Genomic DNA, 449 nt, shown 5'->3' on the forward strand with positions numbered 1-449 from the left:
GTATTCGCCGTAGCCGCCTTGGAGCCGCTCGCGATCCTCGAACTGACCCAGGCAGTGCTGCATGTGGAACGACTCGTAGGCCAGCTCGGCGCGTAGCGTGCCACCGCTGCCGCGCCGTTCGACGAAGCGCCCGTTCGGCGTTGTCACGACGTCGCTCAGCGCGTGCGGTTGGCTCGGCCACCAGCCGCGGGCGCTGCGCCGCTGCATGCGCGGGTGGTCACGCTGCCAGGCCGTTTCCGCGGCATCGAAGGCGACTCGCTGAAACTTTCCGGCCAGACGCGAATGCAAGCGGGCGTTGAAGAACTCGACTAGACGACTCTCGCGCTCGCGCAGCAGGCGGTGTTCGGGATCGATGTAGAGCATCGCGGCCGCGCCGTCCGCGTCGAGCTTGCGCAGGAGCCAGTCCGGCGGCGTGCGCGCGCCCATGCACACCCGCCACTGCTCGACGC

1 protein-coding gene is annotated in these 449 nt (G+C 69.5%); it reads right to left on the bottom strand.

The features are described 5' to 3' along the window. Positions 1-426, bottom strand: a 426-nt coding sequence (locus tag JQK88_RS35705) for a hypothetical protein (protein WP_203281287.1), incomplete at its 3' end; no start/stop codon positions are given. Between the last annotated feature and the right edge of the window lie 23 nt (positions 427-449).

This window comes from Mesorhizobium caraganae (assembly GCF_016836705.1).
GTDB classification, from domain to species: Bacteria; Pseudomonadota; Alphaproteobacteria; order Rhizobiales; family Rhizobiaceae; genus Mesorhizobium; species Mesorhizobium caraganae.